This is a genomic window from Clostridium sp. DSM 8431 (assembly GCF_900116755.1).
GTDB lineage: Bacteria > Bacillota > Clostridia > Clostridiales > Clostridiaceae > Clostridium.
Genome location: NZ_FPBY01000024.1, coordinates 1 through 17,032 on the forward strand (window position 1 = coordinate 1; position 17,032 = coordinate 17,032).

General features: G+C 28.7%; 17 protein-coding genes. 4 read left to right on the top strand and 13 right to left on the bottom strand.

Annotated elements, in window-relative coordinates; all coding sequences use genetic code 11:
• Positions 1-263: MerR family DNA-binding transcriptional regulator (locus tag BM384_RS03870; protein WP_242945946.1), on the bottom strand; the 263-nt coding region annotated here is incomplete at its 3' end.
• Positions 264-451: 188 nt separating this feature from the next.
• Entirely contained in the window at positions 452-1,786 is a 1,335-nt protein-coding gene (gene miaB, locus BM384_RS03875; RefSeq protein ID WP_090011258.1) for a tRNA (N6-isopentenyl adenosine(37)-C2)-methylthiotransferase MiaB, read from the bottom strand.
• A 185-nt stretch (positions 1,787-1,971) separates the two neighbouring features.
• On the opposite strand from miaB, the gene BM384_RS03880 reads away from it, so the two are divergent.
• The gene (locus BM384_RS03880) at positions 1,972-2,484 is read left to right on the top strand and encodes a hypothetical protein (protein WP_207650696.1); all 513 of its coding nucleotides are present in this window, start codon (positions 1,972-1,974) and stop codon (positions 2,482-2,484) included.
• 135 nt (positions 2,485-2,619) lie between these two features.
• Here the strand turns inward: BM384_RS03880 and BM384_RS03885 are convergent, their stop codons facing one another.
• A complete protein-coding gene (locus BM384_RS03885) occupies positions 2,620-2,841 on the bottom strand; it encodes a hypothetical protein (protein WP_139232040.1) in 222 nt (73 codons plus the stop codon).
• Positions 2,842-2,967: 126 nt separating this feature from the next.
• On the opposite strand from BM384_RS03885, the gene BM384_RS03890 reads away from it, so the two are divergent.
• Positions 2,968-3,366 carry a hypothetical protein gene (locus BM384_RS03890; protein ID WP_090011264.1) on the top strand — a complete coding sequence of 133 codons (399 nt, stop codon included), beginning with the start codon at positions 2,968-2,970 and terminating at the stop codon, positions 3,364-3,366.
• Between the two features lie 62 nt (positions 3,367-3,428).
• Here the strand turns inward: BM384_RS03890 and BM384_RS03895 are convergent, their stop codons facing one another.
• The 6 genes from BM384_RS03895 to BM384_RS03920 form a co-directional block, all read right to left on the bottom strand.
• Positions 3,429-4,313 (bottom strand): GNAT family N-acetyltransferase, encoded by an 885-nt coding sequence (locus BM384_RS03895; RefSeq protein WP_175537274.1) that lies wholly within the window; start codon positions 4,311-4,313, stop codon positions 3,429-3,431.
• Positions 4,314-4,414: 101 nt separating this feature from the next.
• Positions 4,415-6,322, bottom strand: a complete 1,908-nt coding sequence (locus BM384_RS03900; protein WP_090011268.1) for a bifunctional 4-hydroxy-3-methylbut-2-enyl diphosphate reductase/30S ribosomal protein S1 — start codon at positions 6,320-6,322, stop codon at positions 4,415-4,417.
• Positions 6,323-6,355: 33 nt separating this feature from the next.
• A complete protein-coding gene (gene cmk / locus BM384_RS03905) occupies positions 6,356-7,009 on the bottom strand; it encodes a (d)CMP kinase (RefSeq protein ID WP_090011269.1) in 654 nt (217 codons plus the stop codon).
• Between the two features lie 67 nt (positions 7,010-7,076).
• Positions 7,077-8,291 (bottom strand): BaiN/RdsA family NAD(P)/FAD-dependent oxidoreductase, encoded by a 1,215-nt coding sequence (locus tag BM384_RS03910; RefSeq protein WP_090011271.1) that lies wholly within the window; start codon positions 8,289-8,291, stop codon positions 7,077-7,079.
• A 79-nt stretch (positions 8,292-8,370) separates the two neighbouring features.
• Positions 8,371-9,294, bottom strand: a complete 924-nt coding sequence (locus BM384_RS03915; RefSeq protein ID WP_090011273.1) for an exonuclease domain-containing protein — start codon at positions 9,292-9,294, stop codon at positions 8,371-8,373.
• Positions 9,295-9,365: 71 nt separating this feature from the next.
• Positions 9,366-10,379, bottom strand: coding sequence for a pyruvate kinase (locus BM384_RS03920; protein ID WP_090011275.1), 1,014 nt, complete (start codon positions 10,377-10,379; stop codon positions 9,366-9,368).
• Between the two features lie 128 nt (positions 10,380-10,507).
• On the opposite strand from BM384_RS03920, the gene BM384_RS03925 reads away from it, so the two are divergent.
• Positions 10,508-11,620 (top strand): DEAD/DEAH box helicase, encoded by a 1,113-nt coding sequence (locus tag BM384_RS03925; RefSeq protein WP_090011311.1) that lies wholly within the window; start codon positions 10,508-10,510, stop codon positions 11,618-11,620.
• 153 nt (positions 11,621-11,773) lie between these two features.
• Here the strand turns inward: BM384_RS03925 and BM384_RS03930 are convergent, their stop codons facing one another.
• The 3 genes from BM384_RS03930 to BM384_RS03940 form a co-directional block, all read right to left on the bottom strand.
• Positions 11,774-12,172 (bottom strand): hypothetical protein, encoded by a 399-nt coding sequence (locus BM384_RS03930; protein WP_090011277.1) that lies wholly within the window; start codon positions 12,170-12,172, stop codon positions 11,774-11,776.
• 65 nt (positions 12,173-12,237) lie between these two features.
• Positions 12,238-13,470: a hypothetical protein gene (locus tag BM384_RS03935; RefSeq protein ID WP_090011279.1), complete on the bottom strand. Its 1,233-nt coding sequence runs from the start codon at positions 13,468-13,470 to the stop codon at positions 12,238-12,240.
• A gap of 125 nt (positions 13,471-13,595) precedes the next feature.
• Entirely contained in the window at positions 13,596-14,774 is a 1,179-nt protein-coding gene (locus BM384_RS03940) for a pyridoxal phosphate-dependent aminotransferase (protein ID WP_090011281.1), read from the bottom strand.
• A 339-nt stretch (positions 14,775-15,113) separates the two neighbouring features.
• On the opposite strand from BM384_RS03940, the gene BM384_RS03945 reads away from it, so the two are divergent.
• On the top strand, positions 15,114-15,380 hold the full coding sequence (locus BM384_RS03945; RefSeq protein WP_090011283.1) for a glycosyltransferase: 267 nt from the start codon (positions 15,114-15,116) through the stop codon (positions 15,378-15,380).
• 682 nt (positions 15,381-16,062) lie between these two features.
• Here BM384_RS03945 and hemB read toward each other — a convergent pair.
• On the bottom strand, positions 16,063-17,022 hold the full coding sequence (gene hemB, locus BM384_RS03950; RefSeq protein ID WP_090011285.1) for a porphobilinogen synthase: 960 nt from the start codon (positions 17,020-17,022) through the stop codon (positions 16,063-16,065).
• Between the last annotated feature and the right edge of the window lie 10 nt (positions 17,023-17,032).

Genomic DNA, 17,032 nt, shown 5'->3' on the forward strand with positions numbered 1-17,032 from the left:
GATGTAAAGTTAAGAAGAAACTCAACTTGATTTTTCAAATCATCTTTCTGTCCATTTGTAGAAACTCTTGTGTAAATTACTATTTTTCTATCTGTAGTAATATTACTGATACCTTTAAACTCTAAATACTGGTCATAAGTATAGTACCTTCTATCTGTTGGAGTTCTTTTGGCTTTTAATATATCTTCTCTATCCCAACGTTGTAAAGTTTTCACACTTACACCTAGTAATTCTGCAAAGTCTTTAGGTTTATAATTAGTTATATGTTTATTCATGTTAACCTCACCTCTCGGGTACACATTGACATTTTTAAACACATTTGTACACCTTTTCATTAACTATAGACTTCCTCCTTAATAAGTTTATTCCACTTATATAACCAAGTTTACTAAATTATAAAAGAGCCGCCCCTAAAAACAGAGGCTGCTCTTTTATAATAATAGTTTAAAAACTACTTAACTACTTCACCTATAAGTGAGAATGGTTGAGCCCTTACTATCTTAACATCTACAAGCTTACCAATTAAACTATCATCACCTTCAAAGTTAACTAAATGTCCATTTCTAGTTCTTCCAGTGTACTTTGTTTCATCATTTTTACTTTGTCCTTCAACAAGAACTTCTACAGTTTTACCTTCAAATTCCTTGTTTATTCTTATAACTGATTCATTTACAGCTGAAACAAGCTTATTGAATCTTTCATGTTTAACTGAATCTTCAATTTGATCTTCCATCTTATCAGCTGGAGTATGGTTTCTTCTTGAGTAAATGAAAGTAAATGCTGAATCATATCCTACTTCCTTTACTAAACTTAATGTATCTTCAAAGTCTTCTTCAGTTTCTCCTGGGAATCCTACAATGATATCAGTTGTTATTGAACATCCTGGGATTTCCTTTTTAATCTTTCTTATAAGCTCTAAGTATTTTTCTCTATCATAGTGTCTATTCATAGATTTAAGAATTCTATCTGAACCACTTTGAACTGGAAGGTGAACTTGTTCACAAAGCTTGTCACATTCCTTAATTGCTGATATAACATCATCTGTTAAATCCTTTGGATGTGATGACATAAATCTAACTCTTTCAAGACCTTCAATTTCATTAACTTTTCTTAAAAGTTCAGCAAAGCTACATTCTCCATCAAGATCTTTACCATAAGAGTTAACATTTTGTCCAAGTAAAGTTACTTCCTTATATCCTTTAGCAACTAACTCTTCAATTTCCTTTACAACATCTTCTGGTTTTCTGCTTCTTTCTCTTCCTCTAACATAAGGAACTATACAGTATGTACAGAAATTGTTACAACCATACATGATAGTTACAAATCCTTTAACAGAACTTTCTCTATCAACTGGAATTCCTTCAACAATTTCAGTTTCCTTATCAAATATTTCTTTAATTTGAACGTGTTCTGCCTTAACTCTTTGTAAGTATTCAGGGAATTTATGCGAATTATGTGTACCAAATATAATATCAACATATGGGAATTCCTTTAATACTCTATCTGCCATTCCTTTTTGTTGCATCATACATCCACATATACCTATTACTAAGTCAGGATTCTTCTTTTTCATTTTCTTAAGGTTTCCTAAGTTACCAAACACCTTATTTTCTGCATTTTCTCTAACACAGCATGTATTGAAAAGAATTATTGATGCTTCTTCTTTTTCTTCTGTTCTTGTATATCCAATAGACTTAAGCATACCAGAAAGTTTTTCTGAATCTTCTTCATTCATCTGGCATCCCCATGTTTCTATATAATATTTTAAATTCTTATTTTCTGACATAAGCTTCCTCCATTTTTAAATCTAACTTAAAGTATTATATCACATATTAGATTAATAATAAATGAAAAATATACTAGTTAATTATTGTCTATTAAAAAGTTACTATTCATTTCAAAATTTTGAAACTGTGAATATAATACGTACATTTGTTCATAATAGAAATATAATTTTCACCAAAGGAAGGAATGAATTCTATGCCTGGATGTAAATACCTTTATATTTACGAAAATAACATATATAAAATCCCTAAGTCAAGAAATTATACATATAAACCAATGCCTAAACTAGGTAATAAAGAAGTTCTTCTTATATATATTTATTATAGCACCTTAAATAAAAAACCTTACGAAGCTGGTGTAATAAACTTTGATAGAATAAAGCTTGATTCTAATGGAGCTTATATTTATGATGAAGAAAGTAAAAGAAAAGAGTCTTATAACTTTATGAATTACTTTTTTATGACTCCAGAAATGTTGGCAAAAGAAAAATATTTAAAAATCCCTAGATTTCCTGCAGTATCTACTTCAAAAGAAAAAAAGCTTCTATTATCCTATATAAAAACTAAATATCCATCCTTCTATAAAAGCTTTAGTTTACTATTAAATAACACTATTATAGACCTTGTAAATATATATAATGAATATAAAATTTTAGTAAAGGAAGCAGCTAAAATTAAATATAAAAAAACTAAAAAATAAGTCCTAACTTTTAATGTTAGGATTTATTTTTTATACTAAGGAATTAGTTTTCTTTTATAATCTTCTTCATGATAGGCAAAAGTAGCTTCTTATACCATCATATTATCTTTAGTACGATAGCCCCAAATAATTTTTCTATATATTTAATATTTCAGCATATTGAACATTAAACTTATTAAGCCCCACCTTATTACCATTATTGCAAGTAACCATAATAGATACAGATTCAGTATTAAGCCAGTGTTCCATATTATACATTTGTGATGAAGCTATATTATATGTAGTATTTCCTTCAATGCTAAAAGTAATTTCCTCATCCTCTCCCATAAGCTTAACCTTTATAATTTTATCATTCATAATACCACCCCAATGATACAATTCTATATTGAATTCCATTTCCCTTCTTTTTTTACATAAAATGTTTTGAAAAAAACTTATTTAGTGTTATTATAGTATTAATAAAAAGAAATGGAGGTGAATATATTGGCTAAAGTTTCATCAAAATACTTAAATATGGAAGGTTTATCAGCACTATTAGAAGCTTCAAAAAATAAATCTGACTTTGATGGCGCTATGATTATGACTAGCTTTGGTATGATTATAGGAAAAATAGTTCCTGTATATTCTGAAACAGATATACCTCATGCAGCAGAATTAGTTAATGATTATAAAACAGAGTATGTAGATATTTTTCATGAGCAAAATGAAGATGAAGAACTTGAAATCATCGGAGATGGTAGTTTAGTAGTTCTTGAAGATGCTACCGTTATATATGGAAACAATAACACTGTAGATCTTGAAGAAATAACAATTCACTGTACTGATGTTATTGCTTTTAATCCAATTAATCTTGCTCAATTTAAAGAAAAGTTAAATAAATAAAATTTAAGGAAATATACTTTTAAACCCCATATAATATAGTTTAAAAGTATATTTCCTTAATTTCATACCATTTTTTGAAAATTAGTATCTTTGGCCCACATCCACACAAGAAAATTTCCTATAGTCTTAAAGCCCATATCTTCATATAAATTAAGAGCAGCCTTATTATTGGTATCAACTCTTATATATAAATCTTTAATATTGTTTTTAAAAGCAAGTTGTATAAGCTTATTTATTAAAAGCCTTCCATAGCCCTTTCCTCTATACTCTTCAATAATTCCAAAGTTAACTATTAAATTCATATTTCCAGAATAAATTATCTGTCCATATCCAATCTCTTTCTCTCCATATTTTAAGAATAAAGAAAGATTATCTAAAAAATAATCTTGTTTTTCATCATAGTAAATATCCTCAATATTTAAAGGAACTCTGGCATTACTAAAAAAAATTTTATTTTGAACATTGCATCTAGCTAAAGCATCTTTTCTCTTTTTATAAATACTAAAACTTAAATTCTCTGAAAGCTTAATTGGTTCTTCTTTATAATTTTCAAGCTTCATTAAATATGTTTTTCTTATAGGAATCATATCTAAAGCCTTTAAAATTTTTCTTGAATATTCATTTTCAAAACATTCAAGAGTAACAATTTCTGTTTTTAAAATGAGTAAAAGCTTTCCTGTAAAGTATTTTATATATTCTTCCTTGATATATATATCAGCTGCTTTGCTACTTTCATAAGAAGGAGATTCTATCCATATATAACCTATATAAATTTCATTATACTTTATAATATAAACCATCTTTCTTACTATGTATCTAAATATAAAGGATTTGTTATCATAAAACCTAAAAAAGTCCCTTAAGTATTCATTTTTACTTTTTGCTTCTTCTAATAAATTAGAAAAATCTTTAAAATTATCATTACTTAATTTTTCAACTCTTATCATAACCTTAAAAAACCTCATTTCCAAACACTAAGAAAAAAACTCCCTATAAATTAATATGGGGAGTTTAATAAAATAATTACTATTATATAAGCAATTATATTCTATACATCTTTCATGCTTAAGCTTATTCTCTTGTTTTCTTCATCAACTGAAAGAATTACAGCCTTAACTTCTTGACCTACAGATAAAACGTCTGATGGTTTTTCTATTCTGTCATGGCTTATCTTTGAGATATGAACAAGTCCATCTACACCAGCTTCTAATTCAACAAATGCACCAAAGTCATTTAATCTTACTACTTTACCAAGTACTACTGATCCTTCTGGATATTTTTCCTTAGCATTTGACCATGGTTCTGGAGTTAATTCTTTAATGCTTAAAGAAAGTTTCTTAACATCTTTATCAAGATCTATAATCTTAACATCGATTATATCACCTTTCTTTAATACATCTTCAACCTTATTTACATGTCTCCAAGAGATTTGTGATAAGTGAAGTAATCCATCAACACCATTAACATCAACGAATGCACCAAAGTTAGTAAATCTCTTAACTTCACCTTTAACTACATCCCCTACATTAAATGAAGCCCATGCTTTTTCTTCCTTTTCAGCTTGTTCTGCTTCTAATATAACTCTTCTTGAAGCTATTATCTTGTTGAATCTTCCTGTTGAGAATTCTATAAGTTTAACTCTTAAAGTTTGACCTTTAAATGATTCCTTATTATCAACAAACTTTGTATCTATTTGAGATGCAGGAATGAATATTCTTACACCATTATAATGTGCAACTAATCCTTTTTCCTTAACTTCGTCTACCTTAACTTCGAAGATAGTTCCTTCATCAAATAATTTTTGTAAAGCTTCGAAAGCTTCGTTCTTTTCATATTCAAGTCTTGATAATACTACGTATCCATCATTATTTCTTAAATTAACAACCTTAGCCTTTATTGTGTCACCAACATTAAGTCTTTCAGCCATTTTTTCTGGTTCTTCCTTAGCTGTTAGTTCTTTAAATGGAATAACTGCATCAGATTTGTATCCTACTAGAGAAACTACTATTTCGTCTCTATTTTTTGAAAGTATTTCACCTTCAATTTCGTCACCAATTCTGAATCTCTTATCCATTTCTTCCATCATCTTTAGTTGTTCATCATTATTGTTAACAGTATCTTGCATAATCTTAAAAACCTCCCTAATTATCCAATCTGGTGTGGATGCACCAGCTGTAATTCCAATTTTATTAAAATTCTTATTATTTATAAACTCATCAGTTAATTCTGAGGAATTTTCTATATGAATAGTGTTCTCACAATTACCCTTACAAATTTGGTATAGCTTAGTTGTGTTAGAACTATTCTTTCCACCTACAACTATCATTGCATCTACTTCTTTAGACAACTCATAAGCGCTCTTTTGTCTTTCATCTGTTGCAAGACAAATTGTATTAAATGTTTCAAATTCGACCTGACTATTTTCTAAATTTTCAATAGTATTATCCCAATTTTGTTTTTTCTCAGTAGTTTGTGATACTGCACATACTTTCTCTGGTAGATTCTCTGGAAGAGAACCATCTTTTGTTATTATTGCATTATCATCACACCATCCGTTTATTCCAATAACCTCAGGATGATTTTTATCTCCTAAAATTACTATTCCATATCCTTCATTAGAAAATTCCTGAACTTTCTTTTGAATTTTAGTAACAAATGGACATGTTGCATTTTTAACAACTAATTCTCTTTCATTAAGAAGATCTATAGTCTTCTTACCTACCCCATGAGATCTAATTACAACAACATCACCTTTTTCTAAAGTATCAATATCTTTAATATCAACAGCAAATATGTTGTTGTCTTCTAGGTACTTAACCACATCATTATTATGAATTAAAGGTCCTAAAGTATAGATTCTCTTATTATATTCTTTTTGTATATTAAGTGCTGATTCTACTGCACGTTGAACGCCAAAGCAGAAACCAGCATTTTTAGCTAATTTTACACTTCGCATAACTCTTCTCCTAAAGCTTTATATAAATTTATATTAAAGCTTCTTTTTTATGTTTTCACAAATTAAATTTGTTACTTCCTCAATGTTTAATCCAGTTGTATCAATTTCTATAGCATCATCTGCTTTTCTTAGAGGATCAGTTTCTCTGTGAGTATCTTTATAGTCTCTTTCTATTATATCCTCTAATATTTTGTCATAACTACATTCTACATTTCTATCACAAAGTTCTTTATATCTTCTTTCAGCTCTTTCTTCTGGTGAAGCTGTTAAGAAGAATTTAAAAGGTGAATCCTTTAATACTACTGTACCAATATCTCTCCCGTCCATAATTACATCAAATTCTTTTGACATATCTCTTTGAAGAGAAACAAGAATCTTTCTTACTTCTGGAATTGATGCATAAGCAGATACCATTGAACTTACTTCTGGCATAGTTATTTTATCCTGAACATTTTCGCCATCTAAAATTAAGTCATCGTTTTCGAATTTCATCTTCATATCTTTTATAATATTACAAATTTCTTCAACATTTTCAGGATTTAAATTATTTTCTTTTGATTTTAATGCTACTGCTCTGTACATAGCACCTGTATTTATGTACATTAAGTTAAACTTTTTAGCTACCAGCTTTGCAATAGTACTTTTTCCTGCTCCTGCAGGTCCATCAATAGCTACACATATTTTCAAAGTGAATTTCCACCTTTCTTTTTTTAACTCTCATTAAATTATATAATTTTTTACTATTTTCTACAAGTCAAATATTTCTTCCTGCAATAAACCCAGTAGATAATGCTACTTGAACATTATATCCTCCAGTAAATGCATCTATATCAATTACTTCACCTGCAAAAGAAAGATTATTAACTATTTTCGACTTCATTGTAGAAGGGTCTATTTCTAAGGTATCAACTCCACCTGAGGTAACTATTGCCTCTTCAATTGGTCTTAACCCCTTAATAGTAAGGTTAATTCCCTTAATAGTATCTACAAGTCTTCTTCTTTCTTCCTTAGTAATTTCATTTACTTTCTTATCCTCTTTAATACCTGAAAGTTCTATTATAATAGGAATAAGATCCCTTGGAAGAAGTTCATTTAAAGAATTTTTAAATTCCTTATTTAAGTACTTTTGAAAATCTTTTTGAACTCTCTTATCAAGTTCTTTTATTTCAAGAGCAGGTTTTAAATCTATAGTCATAGTATACTTTTTATCTTTTACAAACCTACTTCCACTTAAAATAATAGGACCTGTAACTCCATAGCTCATAAACTTCATTTCACCTTGTTTTTTATAAAGGCTCTTTTTGCCATCTTTGATGTTTACTGAAACATTTCTAAGAGTAAGACCTTTTATATTTTTCACCCATTCTTCTTCAATTTCTATAGGAACTAAAGAAGGTTTTAAAGGTATAATTTTATGACCAGCCTTTTTAGCAAACCTTTGACCCTCACCCTTTGAACCTGTTAAGGGATAAGATGCTCCTCCAGTTGCTATTATAAAATAATCAGCTTTCATTCTCTTTGAGCCATTAACAATAATTTCTTTTATCATTTTATCTTCGCATATTATATCAGTAACTTTATGTTTTAAAAGAACTTTTACATTATTTTCTTTCAAACCCATTTCAAGTCCTCTAATAATATCAGATGATTTATCTGAAGCTGGGAACACTCTGTCCCCTCTTTCTACCTTTAACTTTATTCCCTTTGATTCAAAAAAATTCATGGTATCTTCATTTGTATATGAATAAAGGGCACTATATAAAAAGTGAGGATTTCCTGGTATGTAATCAAAAAACTCTGAAATGTCCTTAGCGTTAGTAACATTACATCTTCCCTTGCCTGTAATAAAAAGCTTTTTTCCTATTCTTTCATTTCCATCAAGCAAAGTACATTTATGACCTTCTAAAGCAGCCGTCATTGCTGCCATCATACCCGCAGGACCTGCACCAATAATAATTACATTACTCAAAATTTCTAAGCCTCCTTATCTTTGTCTCATTTATTTTACTATATAAAAAGAGAAAATAACAGTATAGAAAAATAAAACCTTATCTAAGTCCTGTAAGTCTCAAAAATTCCTCTTCACTTATTATCTCAATTTCTTGTCCCTCTGAAATAAGCCTTTCAGCCTTTCTAAGCTTTGTACTTTTATATTTCAGATCCATTCTTTCTCTATTTTTTATACCAGTTACTAAAACCTGAGTTTTCTTAGTTACACTAGAACCTACACTTCCTCCAAGTCTGTATACAATCTCTGATGCTTCATATCTTTTCATAGACTCAAGGGGACCTGTAAACACCAAAACCTTGTCTCTAAAGTAATTAGATTCTAAGTCTAAAGATACTTCCTTTAAAGCTTCCTTCTTAGTAATTACATTCTTTCTCTTTATTAAAGAAGAACAAGGAGTATACCCTTTTTCATAAATTTCTCCCAAAGTAAGTCCACCCTTTAAATTAAGAGAAACATAATCATTAATTCCAAGTTTTTCACATATATAAATCATAATTTTTGCACAGGCCACGGCATCTTCTCCTGCATGATGGTGATTAAACTCATGTCCCACATACTCTGCCATAGTATTAAGCTTGTGGTTTTTAACATCTTCAATATGATTTTGTGAAAGTATTACTGTACAAGCATACTTAAGAAAAGGATATTCTATATTATATGTATCCAAAAGACTTCTTAAAACACTAAAATCAAAGGAAGCATTATGAGATACAACTAATTCTCCTTCAAAATATTCCTTAATCTCAGGCCATATTTCATCAAAGGTTCTTTCATTTATAACGTCCTCAGGCAGAATATTATGTATCCATATATTTTGAGGAACAAACCTCATCTCTGGAGGCTTTATTAAAAAGTACTTCTCATCAACAATTCTATTATTTTCAACCCTTGTTATACCAATAGAACAAGCACTGTTTCTCTTTTCATTAGCTGTTTCAAAATCTATTGCTGTAAAATTCATAATTCAATCATTCCTTAATAAAAAATTGCCTTTATAAAGGTTATCACGCTATAGAAAATTAAACAAGGGTACTAAAAATTAAACTCCTTTATAAACTTATTCATAGCAAAGATAATTTTTTCAGGTCTTTTAGCTACTGTAAGCTCTGTACATAGTATAACTCCATTAACTTTATTTTTGCACATTTCATATATGTCAATAATTTCTCCAGGCGAAGGCTCCCTAAACCTTGTCATAGAATCAAGAAGATAGGTTGCTATAAAAAAATTCTTTCTGCTCTTTTTCATTCTTTTAACCAAGCTCTCCTGAACAATTGGAATTTCTTCAATTTTCATCTCACCCTTAAGATCGCCTCTTCCTAAAATTATGCCATCACTTACCTTTAAAATCTCCTCAAAGTTTTCATACCCTTCTTGACACTCAATTTTAGAATAAACCTTTATTTTTTCCTTAATGCCATTTTTCCTTCTTGATTCATTAATATAATTTCTAAGCTCTAAAACATTATCTTTACTTATTACAAAGGATAAAACAAAAATATTAATACCTCTCTGTATTCCCCAGTCAATATCATATTTATCCTTACTTGTAAGACTTAAATTGCTTCTATCAAGACCTGGAGCATTAATTCCTTTCTCTGCCCTTAAAATTCCTCCATTAGTTGTTATAGCTGAAATAAATTTTGGAAATATTCTTTTAACTTTAAACTTCATAGTAGCATCTTTCATATAAAAGCAAGATACTTTTTCAAAATCTTTAAAGCTTCCTTCATAAGATATAGGAACAATTAAATGATGAATATTACTATAAAAAAGTTCTTCATAATCCTTTTCTAAACAAAAGGCTATTTTAGAGCCATGAGCCACCTTAGTTTCTCCCTTAAACTTATTTGAAATTCTTATTTTATTTCCCCTTAAGTCCCCCATTATATTTTTCATATTAGTACAAGATTTTAGGAGTGAGTCAAACCTTTCATAATATACATGAGAAAAGTTAAATCTAGGCATGGTCATACCACATTTTATATAAGTTTCTATATCATCTTTCCCTTTAACTTTAGGTCCAATTGTACATATAAGCTCCATAAAAATCACTCCCAAAAAATAGTATCTCACTTAATTTTATGATTGAAATTTTGTAACTATGTTAGTAAAAATATTAAGTCTATGTTATTATATAAGAGTTTTAAAAAGTGATAAGAAAGGCTGAAAATATGAATTTTAGAGATTTAGGAATTAGTAAAGATATTGAAAATAAATTATTTAAAGAAGGTATAAAAGCACCAACACCTATTCAAGAAGAAGCAATCCCTTTTATTAAAGCAGGAGATGATTTAATTGCAGAAGCTCAAACTGGAACAGGTAAAACCTTAGCATTTATTCTTCCTGTATTTGAAAACATAAATGAGTCATCAAAAAATACAGAAGTTTTAATATTAACACCAACAAGAGAGCTTGCTATTCAAATTTATAATGAATGTGAAAAACTTAAGGAAGTTAAAAATATAAATATTCTTGCAGCCTATGGTGGAAAAGATATAGGCTCTCAGCTAAAAAAACTTAAAGGAAGTCCTATTCATCTTATAATAGCTACACCAGGCAGACTTCTAGACCATTTAAAGAGAGGTTCTGTTAATCTTTCAAAGCTTAAGACTTTTGTTCTTGATGAAGCTGACCAAATGCTTTTAATGGGCTTTAAAAATGAAGTTGAGGATATTAAAAAGTATTGTTCTAAAAAACATCAAATGCTTTGCTTCTCAGCAACTATGGACTCAAAGGTTAAAAAGTTAGCTTATAGATATATGAATGATCCTAAAGTAGTTTCAATTAAAAAAGAAAGTATTACTTTAGATAATATAAAACAAGAAGTTGTTAAAACTACAGACAGATGGAAACAAGATTCCCTAAAAAAGGTTTTAAATGAAGACAATCCATTTTTAGCTCTTATATTCTGTAGAACAAAAAGAAGAGCTGACAACTTAGAAATAGGACTTTCAAGAGATGGTTTTAATTGTGCAAAAATTCACAGTGACGTACCTCAAAATAAGCGTGAAAGAATAATGAAAAACTTTAGAGATGCTAAGATACAATACTTAATAGCTACAGATGTAGCAGCTAGAGGAATAGATATTTCAGGTGTTGACCATATTTATAATTATGATATTCCTGAAACCCCAGAAAGCTATATACATAGAATTGGAAGATGTGGTAGAGCTGCTGAAAAAGGATATACATGTATGTTTGTAGATCCTAAGGATTTTACAAAACTTGAAGAAATAGAAGAAGCTATAAAGATGACTATTCCTGAAAGAGAAGTTGAATTATAGTTAAAAATTCCAAATTAAGATAGCTTTTTTCAAAAAGCCAGAAACAAAAGAAGATATAATTAGATTACTTTTAAAAAATCTAATTATATCTTCTTTTTATCTATGTCTAGTATAAACATAGATTTCTGTATAAAAGAAAAATAATATTTTTTCTTAAATATCAAAATAATAGTCCTCACTAACAACAATATTTTTATCAGTATCAGACTTATGTCTTAAGGTACCATAAACATTTATGTGTATAGAAATTCCACTGTAGCTTGATGAGGCATATAAAAAGCCTCCATATTCACTATCTTTACATACAGCACTTACAGAATCAACACTTACAACCCTTTTAGTACTAGTAGAATATCCATCATTCTTTTCTTCTTCATAGCTGTAGGAAACAAAAACATCAATAGGTATATTATTAATGTATATATATTCATTTTTATATCCTTTTTCAAATAAATATATATCCTTAGCATATATCTTCTCTGGTATATTTATTACAGGGAATATAAGGATAAAACCTATGAATAATATTAAAAAACTAAAAGTTTTCTTCACTCTAAATATGAAAATCACCTCAAATCATAATATATATTCATACTTATTCCCTTTATCTTTTAAAATTATTCCTCTACTCTTAAAACAGGCCTTACCCCAGGCTTTAAAACTAAATCTGCATTAAAAAATGACTTGACTAAACTATCTTTACAATAAGCCAAAGAATACCCATCAATATTATATCTAGGAGTAATTAAAAGATTACCTACATACCTATTTTCAGGTACTCTTCCCACATTACAGTAAATATCAAAACCAAACTCTGAAACAAGATTAATATTATCTCCTTCTAAATCAGCTCCAAAAGGTGAAATAAATACATTTGTCTTACCTACTATAGGCTCAATCTGATCATGCCATTTAGTAAAATCACTTCTTAAATTATTATAATCTTGAACTCCTTGAAAATATCCATCACCATTATGAGTATAAGAATGACTTGCAAAAGTCCATCCTTCTTCTTTAAGCTTTTCTGAAACCCTTATAGCTTCATTTTTATTTTCTTCAGAATCTAATCTATAACCTAAAACTCCTTCATAACCAGTAACAGCTAAAGTTCCCTTAGCTCCATGATAAGAAAAGTCTGGATGCTCTAAAACAAAATCATCTACTATGGGTACTAAATCTCCATCTCTTGTTACTTCTTCTTCATTATTTTTATTTTTAACAAGAGTTGAAACCCTATTTTCATCATCAAGAACAAGTCTTTCAGCAAATCCATCAAGTTTCATATAATCATAATAATTAACATCATCTTGAGAAATTATAAGAGGCTTTTTTCCCTCTGGAAGATAAATATCCTGTCTTACAGTTTTACCTGAAGAATCCTTCTTATAAACTTCAGTAATATCAACTAAAACATAGCCATCTTCTAAAAGTTTTGGAAGCATATTTTTAAATTCATCTACAGTTACAAACCACATATTATAGCCATTTGCATCGTGTCCAATACTATCAAAGGCTAAATCAGGATAAACAATTAAGCTATGAAAGAATATATGATTAATATCTCCATTATACTTTTTAAAAGTATTTTTATATTCCTCATACTCTTCTATCTTTAATTCTAACTCCTCATCTTTTGCTAATATTTCATCTTCTTTAAGTACTTCTACAGCTTTATTCACATCATATTGATTTTTTAATTTTTCAGCTCTATTTAACATATCCTCTTTTTTGTCTTTTAAGGAAATATGACTAGAGCTTTCATCACTTACATCTTTATTATTGTCGATAAAAGCACAACCTACTAAAAATAAAGACGTAACCACACATAGTAAATATAAAACTTTTTTCATAAATCATTCCTTAAATAATTTCTATACCTTTATTATTATAATATTATCCTCAATAAAATTCATAAATCACATTAAAAAAATAAGACCATACCAAAAATAGATTGGTATGGTCTAGAAGCTATATATTACTTATACTGATTATATAATTCTTCAAATCTAGGAAGTGAATTAATTATAGTTTCTGGTTTAACACAGTAAGAAACTCTTACATAACCAGGACATCCAAATGGATCTGCTGGAACTACAAATAAGTTAAGCTTTGCAGCCGTCTTACTAAATTCTTCTGCATCTTCTTCTAAAGTCTTAACAAATAAGTAGAATGTTCCATCAGGTTTTACACATTCATAACCTATCTTAGTTAAACCACTTAGTATTAAGTCTCTATTTTTCTTATAAATATTTACATCAACAGTTACTCCTTGAAGTTTAGCTACAAGCTTTTGGAATAATGCTGGTGCACAAACATATCCTAAAGCTCTTCCAGCTCCACAACATGCAAGATATACCTTTTCTGATTCTTCCATTTTATCAGAAACTGCAATATATCCAATACGTTCACCAGGAAGTGATAAAGACTTACTGTATGAATAACAGATAAAAGTATTATCATAGTAATTTAAACAGCATGGAACCTCTCCATCATAAACAATTTCTTTATAAGGTTCATCTGCAATTAAGTAAATTGCATGTCCATATTCCTTTGATTTTCTATTTAAAAGGTCTGCTAACTTTTTAATAGTTTCTTCAGTATAAACAACTCCTGATGGATTATTAGGAGAGTTTATCATAACGGCCTTAGTCTTTTCATTTATAGCCTTTTCAAAAGCATTAAAATCAATTTGGAAGTTATCCATATTAGGCATAACTACAACTAATTTAGCCTTGCAGCCTTCAACAAAAACTCTATACTCTGGGAAAAATGGTGCAAAAGTAATTATTTCATCACCTTCCACAGCAACAGCTTTAATAGCAATACTTAAAGATGCACATGCTCCAACTGTCATATAAATATTTTCAGCTGTTAAAGTAGTATTGTTAGTTTTGTTAATATAATCAGCTATTGACTTTCTAACTTCTGCATCTCCTTTATTTGCAGTATATCCATGAATAGTTTCATGTTCATTTTCTATAAGTTCAATTAAAGTTTTCTTAACGATTTCTGGTGCAGGAATACTAGGATTGCCTAAACTAAAATCAAAAACATTTTCTTCTCCAATTTCTGCTTTTCTCTTAGCTGCTTCTCCAGCTACTCTTCTTATTGATGAACCAGTGCTCCCTAGTCCATACATTTCTTGTGAAAACATATTTTTCCTCCTTAAACTAGCTTATTTATTGCTTATTGTTACTCTAATGTTATATTATTTCTTTGGTTTTTGCAAGAAAATGTTATATTTAAGGAATAGTTCTAATTTAATATTAATTTTACCACATATCTACTTCCCGTAACTACTCTCAAATAAAACTTTTGATAATTTAATGACTACAATTAAAGTGATCATTAAATACAATAATTCTCATCTTATCTCATTTACTGTTTTCGGCATCTTAACTTTTCTTTTTATCCCAATACACCTTTTATTTGTAATTTTTCACTGATATGTTATACTCGCATTTAGATATTTTTAATAAACGGAGTTGTTTATATGTGGAATAACTACAAAGTTAGTGTTATAGTATCTACCTATAACAGAAGTAAGTTATTAGAACTGTCTTTGCTTTCTCTATGTAATCAAAGTACTAATAAAGATTTATATGAAGTTATTGTTGTCTCTGATGCAATTAAAAAAAATATAGAATGTCATTCTCATACTAGTGTTGAAAAAGCTTCAATTGGATACTTATATGGCTTTGACGAATACAATGAAAATGAAAAATACTTACTAAACCTACAGAATATTTTGATAAATTAGAGAAAGATAAAATTTATGATTTAGGAGAAAATGTTCATCAGGAAATTGGAGATGATTTAACATGCGAAATTTAGGCTGTATCAAAATTTTGATACAGCCTAAACTTCTTAATTTAACAACTTATTAAATAATATTATTAAATTTATTTACCCAAAATTTCCTTTTTATTAAATTAACAAACATTAAAAGCTTAAAAGCTTCTATCTGTAATTTAAAATACCATAGTTGAAAATAAACACGTAAGTTCAATAAGCTTCAATAAAATATACCCAAAGCTTATATAAAATAATTCTCGCCTTTTTTCAATCTAAATTATGTACACAAGTTATCAAGAATTATATAAAAAGATTTTATTGTTTTCAACACTATTATCTTAAAAGTATATTATTGCTTCTTGAAGAAATATAGGCTGTCGTAAAATAACAAAAGGCTTCATAAAATAACTAAAAAATCTTTTATTTATACCAATAAATATTAGCTTATTTTAAGTTTTCAGTAATTTTAGAAATAAATAACACTTTTTACTGACTATACGACAGAAAAAGATAATGGATATGAATATTAATTTTCTTGGCATAATAAAATCCCACCTTCATAGATAGATAAATTTAATTATTTCATCTGTCTACTTAAGTGGGATTATATCAAAAATTTGAATCCTTATTTTTTAAAAGCACAATTATTAAAGTCTCTTAGCTGCATATAAAGCATAATAAGTAATAATCATATCAGCTCCAGCTCTCTTAATAGAAGTAAGAGTTTCTAACACTATACGTTCTTCATCAATAAGTCCAGCCTTTGCTCCAGCCTTAATCATGGCATATTCACCACTTACAGAATAAGCTGCTACAGGAAGGTTAGTATTATTCTTAACTTCTCTTACTACATCAAGATAAGAAAGAGCAGGCTTAACCATTACTATATCTGCTCCTTCTTTAATATCCATTTCAACTTCCTTAAGGGCTTCAAGTCTATTAGTTGGATCCATTTGATAACCCTTTCTATCACCAAATTGAGGTGCTGAATTTGCTGCATCTCTAAATGGACCATAAAAAGCTGAACAGAATTTTGCTGAGTAGCTCATAATTGGAATATTATAAAATCCTGCTTCATCTAATGCATTTCTAATAAATCCAACTCTTCCATCCATCATATCTGAAGGAGCAATCATATCAGCTCCAGCTTTTGCATGAGAAACTGATATTTTGCCTAAGTATTCTAAAGTTTTATCATTATCAACATTGTGTCCATCTAAAATTCCACAGTGCCCATGATCAGTATATTCACACATACATACATCTGTTATTACATAAATATCTTCATTTATTTCCTTAATTCTTCTTATAGCTTTTTGAACAATGCCTTCTTCAGCAAAAGCTTCTGAACCACAAGCATCCTTTTTATCAGGAATTCCAAAAAGAAGTATTCCCTTAACTCCAGATTCTTCAACTTCCTTTATAATCTCATCTAATCTATCAATTGAATAATGATAGCAGCCTGGAAGAGATGATATTTCATTTTTAATGTTTTCACCTTCTACAACAAATATAGGATAAATTAAATCATTTGCTGTAACTGTTGTCTCTCTTACCATATCTCTTATTGCGCTATTAGCTCTTAATCTTCTACCTCTGTTTAACATAAAGTAATAC

What these genes read in the sequence shown, in the direction of transcription:
- BM384_RS03880 (WP_207650696.1), top strand. Translation starts at nt 1,972, where the DNA reads ATGAATTCTATGCCTGGATGTAAATACCTTTATATTTACGAAAATAAC.
- BM384_RS03915 (WP_090011273.1), bottom strand. Translation starts at nt 9,294, where the DNA reads ATGAATTTTACAGCAATAGATTTTGAAACAGCTAATGAAAAGAGAAAC.
- BM384_RS03900 (WP_090011268.1), bottom strand. Translation starts at nt 6,322, where the DNA reads ATGCGAAGTGTAAAATTAGCTAAAAATGCTGGTTTCTGCTTTGGCGTT.
- BM384_RS03895 (WP_175537274.1), bottom strand. Translation starts at nt 4,313, where the DNA reads ATGATAAGAGTTGAAAAATTAAGTAATGATAATTTTAAAGATTTTTCT.
- BM384_RS03920 (WP_090011275.1), bottom strand. Translation starts at nt 10,379, where the DNA reads ATGGAGCTTATATGTACAATTGGACCTAAAGTTAAAGGGAAAGATGAT.
- BM384_RS03885 (WP_139232040.1), bottom strand. Translation starts at nt 2,841, where the DNA reads ATGAATGATAAAATTATAAAGGTTAAGCTTATGGGAGAGGATGAGGAA.
- miaB (WP_090011258.1), bottom strand. Translation starts at nt 1,786, where the DNA reads ATGTCAGAAAATAAGAATTTAAAATATTATATAGAAACATGGGGATGC.
- hemB (WP_090011285.1), bottom strand. Translation starts at nt 17,022, where the DNA reads ATGTTAAACAGAGGTAGAAGATTAAGAGCTAATAGCGCAATAAGAGAT.
- BM384_RS03945 (WP_090011283.1), top strand. Translation starts at nt 15,114, where the DNA reads ATGTGGAATAACTACAAAGTTAGTGTTATAGTATCTACCTATAACAGA.
- BM384_RS03940 (WP_090011281.1), bottom strand. Translation starts at nt 14,774, where the DNA reads ATGTTTTCACAAGAAATGTATGGACTAGGGAGCACTGGTTCATCAATA.
- BM384_RS03925 (WP_090011311.1), top strand. Translation starts at nt 10,508, where the DNA reads ATGAATTTTAGAGATTTAGGAATTAGTAAAGATATTGAAAATAAATTA.
- BM384_RS03935 (WP_090011279.1), bottom strand. Translation starts at nt 13,470, where the DNA reads ATGAAAAAAGTTTTATATTTACTATGTGTGGTTACGTCTTTATTTTTA.